General features: G+C 39.8%; 6 protein-coding genes. 5 read left to right on the forward strand and 1 reads right to left on the reverse strand.

Annotation, left to right across the window (positions count from 1 at the left end; all coding sequences use genetic code 11):
• Window positions 1-490 precede the first annotated feature (490 nt).
• From AC6ESP_RS29340 to AC6ESP_RS29350, 3 genes are all read left to right on the forward strand, one after another.
• Window positions 491-1,246, forward strand: a complete 756-nt coding sequence (locus AC6ESP_RS29340; protein WP_497100326.1) for a creatininase family protein — start codon at window positions 491-493, stop codon at window positions 1,244-1,246.
• A 150-nt stretch (window positions 1,247-1,396) separates the two neighbouring features.
• Window positions 1,397-1,909 (forward strand): cysteine hydrolase family protein, encoded by a 513-nt coding sequence (locus AC6ESP_RS29345; protein ID WP_497100331.1) that lies wholly within the window; start codon window positions 1,397-1,399, stop codon window positions 1,907-1,909.
• A gap of 163 nt (window positions 1,910-2,072) precedes the next feature.
• Window positions 2,073-2,672 carry a nucleotidyltransferase domain-containing protein gene (locus AC6ESP_RS29350; RefSeq protein WP_497100327.1) on the forward strand — a complete coding sequence of 200 codons (600 nt, stop codon included), beginning with the start codon at window positions 2,073-2,075 and terminating at the stop codon, window positions 2,670-2,672.
• A gap of 486 nt (window positions 2,673-3,158) precedes the next feature.
• Here the strand turns inward: AC6ESP_RS29350 and AC6ESP_RS29355 are convergent, their stop codons facing one another.
• A complete protein-coding gene (locus AC6ESP_RS29355) occupies window positions 3,159-5,012 on the reverse strand; it encodes an ABC transporter substrate-binding protein (protein WP_497100328.1) in 1,854 nt (617 codons plus the stop codon).
• A 125-nt stretch (window positions 5,013-5,137) separates the two neighbouring features.
• Between AC6ESP_RS29355 and AC6ESP_RS29360 the strand changes: the two genes are divergently transcribed.
• On the forward strand, window positions 5,138-5,653 hold the full coding sequence (locus AC6ESP_RS29360) for a non-canonical purine NTP pyrophosphatase (RefSeq protein WP_497100329.1): 516 nt from the start codon (window positions 5,138-5,140) through the stop codon (window positions 5,651-5,653).
• Window positions 5,646-6,611, forward strand: coding sequence for a DMT family transporter (locus AC6ESP_RS29365; RefSeq protein ID WP_497100330.1), 966 nt, complete (start codon window positions 5,646-5,648; stop codon window positions 6,609-6,611). The genes AC6ESP_RS29360 and AC6ESP_RS29365 overlap by 8 nt, the downstream gene beginning before the upstream one ends.
• The last annotated feature ends 337 nt before the right edge of the window (window positions 6,612-6,948 follow it).

The raw sequence follows: 6,948 nt of genomic DNA on the forward strand, positions 1-6,948 counted from the left end.
TGCTTGTCAAGTTCTTTTAATCTTTTTCACGCAAAAAAAGAGCAGGCTATCTTTCGATAACCTGCTCTTTTACATAGTTATTTGGTTCAGCACCTTAACTTAATGACATTGCCCTATAACAGGGTTCATTTTATCTCTCCTCGAAGTAGATTTGCCGGCAGCCCCTATGAACCTCCTTGTCGCTCCACAGCATCGCATGTGATACGGGATCTATGTCCCAACCAGCCTCAATCATGGTCATGACAAGTAGGGGTGAACATTATAGCGCTCGGGATCAAGTCCCACGGGCAGGTACGTTCGACCCGGCTACTCTAATCCTCGAAGCAAATGCAAAAAGGATCAACCAGAAAGAAATGGTTGATCTCATAATACGAACGGGCAGATGAGTTTAATACCCAGTCACAGGTTTTTATATAACCGTTCTTTACCACTCAAAAAATGGTACAATTTAGCGTGGTACTAAGAAATTAACTTCTTAAGGAGTGCTAGAATGCTAAATTTTAAGAACACGACATTGGAAATTTCAAATAGTGGGATTGATACAGCTGTTCTATCGGTTGGGGCTACGGAACAGTTTGGACCGTACTTGCCCATGCATTTAGATACGCTTATTGCTGAGTTATATGCGACCGCATACGGAAATGAATTGAATGCTTACGTGTTGCCTACAATCCCCTTTAATACCTCTGAAGAGCATGCCAATTTCAAGGGAACAGTTACCGTAAGCCCCAACATCTTAACAGCTATGTTGGAAGATATTGTTTGCAACCTAATAAGACAAGGATTTAGAAAGTTCTTGGTCTGCACTGGACATGGCGGGTCTTACTGGGAAGGTGCATTTGTTAAGCATATCAATTACAAATACCCGGAGATTATTTTGATTTCCGCAAATCATAATAATCATCTTGCATGGAATGAAGCAGTTGAAGCGGCAGGTTTAAAAGGCTTGAACGAAATGCACGGTGGTATATTATCCGTTTGTACGGCTATGTGGCTTTGTCCTGAACTGGTTAAATCTAACTCTATGGGTTCAGACATACCTTCAGAAAATCGTCTTTATGCAGATTATCTAGGATGGGATAAGCTAACTCAAGATGGTTGTTGGGGAAAGTATGATGAAGGCATCTATTCACAAGAAGAATTAGCTGAGAAAGGCAAGATATTTTGGAGCACGTTTATTCAAAAAAGAACTGAAGGTCTTAAACAAATCCTTGAAGAAGGATACCGTCGAAAAACTCAAGGTTGATTAAGCTAACTGGAGACGATAGTTGAACAAATATGGAGCAGTTTGCTGCGGCAGCTGCTCTTTTCTTGATTAAGCTAACGGACAGTTTAGTACAGTAAAGAATGATATAATAAAATTGAAAAGTTAAAGTTATATAATGAGGTGGAGATTTTGGGGATTTGCGCGGATGTTTTAATAGTCATCGATTTACAAAATGGTGTTTGTTACAACAAAGAGCATTTGTTTGAATTAGAAAAATTACTTACTAAAGTAAATGAAAGAATCTCCTTGTACAGAAAGTTGCATAAACAAATTATCTTTGTTCAGCACTGTGATGAGGAATTAGTACCTGGAGAGGAACTTTGGGCTATAAATACTAAACTTGATGTTAAAGCACAAGATATTTTGGTGAGAAAAATACATGCAAATTCTTTTTACAGAACGAACTTAAAAGAAACATTAGATCAATTAAATGTACACAGTATAGAATTTTGCGGTGCTCAAACTGAATACTGTATGGATGCTACTATTAAATTTGCTCATGGACTGGGTTACAAAAACCTTATGGTAAAAAACGCAACCTCCACATTAAATAATTCATTTATGTCTGCAAAAGAGACTATTAGTTTTTATGAAAATATGTGGAATTATAGATACTTAGAGTTCATATATGATGAAAATTAAAATGAACGTATATAATAATCAATTTTAGATGTTACACTAACGGGACACGATAGTTAAATACCAGAAGGGCTGCCTCGTAGCAGCCCTTCGCTCAGTTAACGGACAGGATAATGCAGGAAAAATAGTCTATACCAAGAAAAGGTAAGAGGAGGAGTGAGTTGGTTTGAGAACAGATTTAGATAATTGGATGCCACTAACCGTATCGGATATAAATAAAGTATTCTCTAAGTTGCCTATCAAGTGGTGTATTGCTGGTGGCTGGGCTTTGGATCTGCATCAGTGTAAGCAAACAAGGGAGCATGGCGACATAGACGTAATAATTACTCGTGAAGATCAATTAATTGTGTTCAATTATTTAAGTCCTGATTGGATATTGTACAGAGCTGAAGGAGGAAGGCTTACTCTTTGGGATGGAGAGTACTTAGATAATACAAATGATATATGGGTGAGTAAGAATAGTGAGACTCCTTGGGCATTTCAAATAATGATAATTGATACAGAAGATAACAGTTGGATTTATAAGAGAAATATAAAAATTCAAAGACCAATAGATGAAATGTTTCTAAAAACTGTCGACGGAATTCCTTACCTGAGACCTGAAATCCAACTACTCCATAAAGGGGGCTCTTCGCAAGTAAGGGAAAAGGACTATAGCGATTTTAAGACAATTCTTCCTTTACTTTTACCTCAAGAAAAAGCATGGTTGAGATCCTCTTTTTTACTGCAATTCCCTGATGGTCACGATTGGATCAAGTATATTTAACATTCAATTCCCAGGCAGTCGGTCGGTTGTAAGATTCGATAGCCTGTTGAGCTAACTGGGAAGTATAGTTCCAATCAAAATCAAGACGAGGCTGCCGGCGAGATCGGTGGCCTCATTAAACTATCTGGCAGGATAGTTGAATAGCACGAAGTTTCTAAGGTATTCTTGATCTTGCTCAAATTTTCTGTAGTGTTTTAGTTTAGTAGAAAATTTACTTTTCGATAGAAAATCTATTGATTAAGTTCTTCCGGCGCCTGGAGCTGGCCGCAGTCTTTCATGATTAAATCAGATGGTAACCCGAAGGTTGTTGATATGCTTATCCTATAGAAATGGGACTGTGTTTGGTATCTGATACAAAGTCGCTATTTTGTTTATCTGAACAAGTTCCTGTCTCAAAACGAGGAAGAGAACTTATTTAGATTACCGGTTTGAAGGGGGCTAAACCAAAACATCCCGAAGTTTTTACTACTCCTGGATATGCAAAAATCATAAGTGTTTGGACGGTCGAAACGCAAGTCTATAAAAATCTGCCCAACCATAAATATTTGTTTGCATTCCTATTAAACGATTGTCGTAGTAAGTGGACTGGTTTAAATGGTACAAAAAGGATATAGCCAGTTTATCTTTAAGCCATTGTTCCGTTTCCTGAGTCATTCGAATCCGTTTGGTTGCTTCAAGCTCATTTTCGATCTTGCGCAATCTTATGATTAGATGTTCATAAATCTCCGGGGATAGATGCCTACGTATAACGTGACGATCGTCAAACATAAGACGTAAGAAAGAAATTACCGAATTATCATCAACAACAGCGTTAGCTAATACAAGATCCGCGGCATCGATAATCTCTGGACGAATAAACTCTTCATAATCTCGAACTTCTACGTTAATTTTTATTCCATATACAGCGCATTGTTCGCTAAACCAACGAGCGTTTCGCTCCAAGGAATCTCCCAGTATATGATAAGTAAGAATTGATAGTGGTTGTTCTGGATAAAAGGGAGGTGGATCTAGAGAATCTGGTTCTGTATTTAAGTAGCTGGGGCCATCATTCATATATTTACGCTTTAACTTTTGTTCGGTTATAATGCTCCAATCGGGAAAAAAACTGTACGCAGGGCCATAGGTATGATTGTTGAGACCAGCATTCATGCGGTGTGGGTTGGCCACACGAGAAAGCCAATGTCGAAAATCGTTAGATTCCAGAGGCCCCAGCTTGTTCAGTTGAAATGTCATATATGTGCATCCCGTTTCTACTCGTTCAATGTCAGGCGGTTGATTGTTTCGTGTTTGAAGTTGGAATGGATGAATATAGGGGAGGGTATCTCCTGCTATTTCCTTTAGTGGCAATGGACGATGTCGTGTTTCCGGCATGATCCATAGTTCAACCCGGTCGAGTTGAGCTCTTCCCAAAAAATAGGAAGGAAAGGCCTCGAGAACAATTTGGGAGTTATCATTCTCAATCACTCGGAACGGTCCACTTCCAATAGGAAGACGTGCAAAATCCCCAAGCAAACGTTCTGCGGAAGAAAGGGGGAGGACCGAAGCCCGCGGAGAAGCAAGCAGTTGTAATAAAAGATGATAAGGTCTTGTAAGTCTAATCTCAACACAGTAAGGGCCCTGTGCCTGGATTTTATCTAATGGAAGCTCAGTCCATTCCGTTCGTCCAAAATCTGTAGACGTTAAACGTTTAATTGTATAGACAATATCCTTAGCATGCAGTTCAGTATTATCGTGAAAAAGTACCCCTTTACGTATGTAAAAAGTCCATATACATCCAGTTTCGTCAGTCTCCCAGTAATAAGCCAAATGAGGGAGGACTCCGCTGTTGTCATCCTCGGTAAGAAGCGTATCAAAGAGTTGCCGAGCCATATGCCACTCCGTGCGCCGAAGCGTGAAAATCGGATCTAAATTAGGCATACTACGGTAAAAGGGTAGACGCAACGTGTCAAGTTGATAATGCTCATTCTTATCTACTCGGTAACCATACTGTCCTTCCAGCCATTGTACAAAACGACCACGTATTGCATCGTCTACGTCATGCTCTTCAAGAAATCTTATTCCATCATGAAATCTTCCTTTATTCGTTGCTTCCTGGGCAAGTGCAAGTGCTACCTCCGCTTCCGAAGTTAATATAGTCAGCGTTGAGCGATTACCTCGTCCGCGACCTGGGGACCATGCGATCCACCCAGCCGTACACAAACGACGGATGATCCACTTTACATTTCGTGGTGTACAGTTCCACACTGTGCCGAGCTCCTGTAATGTCGTCTTCTGTGAAATTTGCGCTTCGAGCTTGCCAAATAAGTTCTTGAGATTGAAGAAATGTTCCGATATCTGCAAAAAATTCACCTCCACAATAAAAAGGGGAAGTTTCCAATTGAAAAGTATACTCTTTTTATTTCCCTTTTTTTAACTACAATCATATCATACGAACCATAAGTGTAGCTAAATAGGAGGAGAAAGTTATGGAAATTGTCTTAGCCACTTGGAACCCGAGGAAAATAAAAATGCTTATGGAAGGACTAATGGAATTACCGATCCAAACTAGGGCGTTATTTTCAGGTGAAGTGGACGAAGTTGACGAGACTGGATTAACTTTTGAAGAAAACGCGCTTTTGAAGGCCAATGCAGTACAGCTAACATCGAATAGGATAGTAGTTGCGGAAGACTCAGGGTTATGTGTAAATGTTTTGGGCGGAGATCCTGGTGTTCGTACTGCCCGGTGGGCTCCAGGTACAGACGATGATCGAAGTTTAGTTACATATGGAGAGTTAGAAGGGAGAATTGCGTTCAGTCCACGTGGTGAGCTAGCGAGTGGTTATTCTCGCATTTTTGAGTTGCCCACTGGTTTAACCATTGCTGAAAATGGATTACCTACTATTGAAATTAATGATCATCATCGGCAGGCTTTAGCAAAGGCAACGGAGTGTATCAGAGAATGGCTCATTGCTCACGAAGCAAGAGGTGTCTCTGTTGACTAAGGAAGACTCAAGTCGTGTAGGTACAGTCAAAGATCGTTATTTTTTCGCCATTGGTGCAGCCGTATTGGTCACCTTGCTCTGGTCGACTTCTTACATCTTAAATAAGTTTGCGTTTCAGCATAATATTGGACCTTTTACGTTAGCCGGATTACGATACACTGTTTCTGCAATTACATTGCTGCTAATTCGGTTGATTCCGGGGAATCGAACTATGATCATGCCAAAACCGGATGCTCAAAAGGAAAATGCACGTATCAAATTACGACCCTATTATTTGGTTATTCTTGGAGTAACCGGATATCTAATGGCACAGGGACTACAGTACGCTGGCCAAATGTTGATAACACCAACACAAACGAGTATGATACTCTCCGTTGGTAATACTGCAGCTTTACTTATACTAGACGTTTGTTGGCTTAAAGAGTTACGTGGTCGCTCATCATTTATAGGTATAATGGCAGCACTGGCTGGAGTTGTTGTTTTCTATTTCCCTTGGGATTTTGGGAAAAGTCATTTTAGCGGAATTGTATTAATACTTGCTTCTTGTGCTGGATATGCTATCCATTTGGCCCTTACGAGGCACTTACTTAAAAACGGCAGAGCAAAGCCGGGTGATCTAGTTCTCATTCCTATGTCGATTGGTGCCTTTGGTATGTTAATAATAGGACTATTATTTGAAGGGTTACCAAGCTTCTCTTGGACACTTGTCGGTATTCTACTTTGGCTGGGGATCATAAATGGTTCATTTGCATTCTCCTTATGGACTTGGAGTCAAAAGCACTTAAGAGCCTATGAAAATAGTCTAATCAACAATTTGATGCTATTGGAGGTCACTGTATTGGATGTTCTCTTCTTGCATCGTAATTTATCGATTGTTGAGGTGCTGGGACTACTAATGGCAGGTTTAGCTATAATATTTGTGCAAATATACTCTCATTTAAAAAGGCCTACTCAGTAACTTACATTACTAACTAAAACTGTAAAAAGTGTTTCATTCGATAAGACATAACACCACCCAAAATCAACATTTTCAATAAACTAGGTTTGTTAGCACCTTCGTGGCAATGAGCTAATATCCTACCAGGTTTCAGTATGTGCTGCTGGTCTTATTGAGCTAACGGAGAACGATAGTTGAACAAACAAGGAGCAGTTTGCTGCGGCAGCTGCTCCATTTCTTTATTGAGCTAACGGGCAGCTTAGTTAAACAACCTTCCCTAATGCGTTATTTTAAAAATGAACAATCGAAAAGAAATCACATCAACGTACCATAGTATAATCAAAGATAGTCGTATACA

Source organism: Paenibacillus xinjiangensis (genome assembly GCF_059686975.1).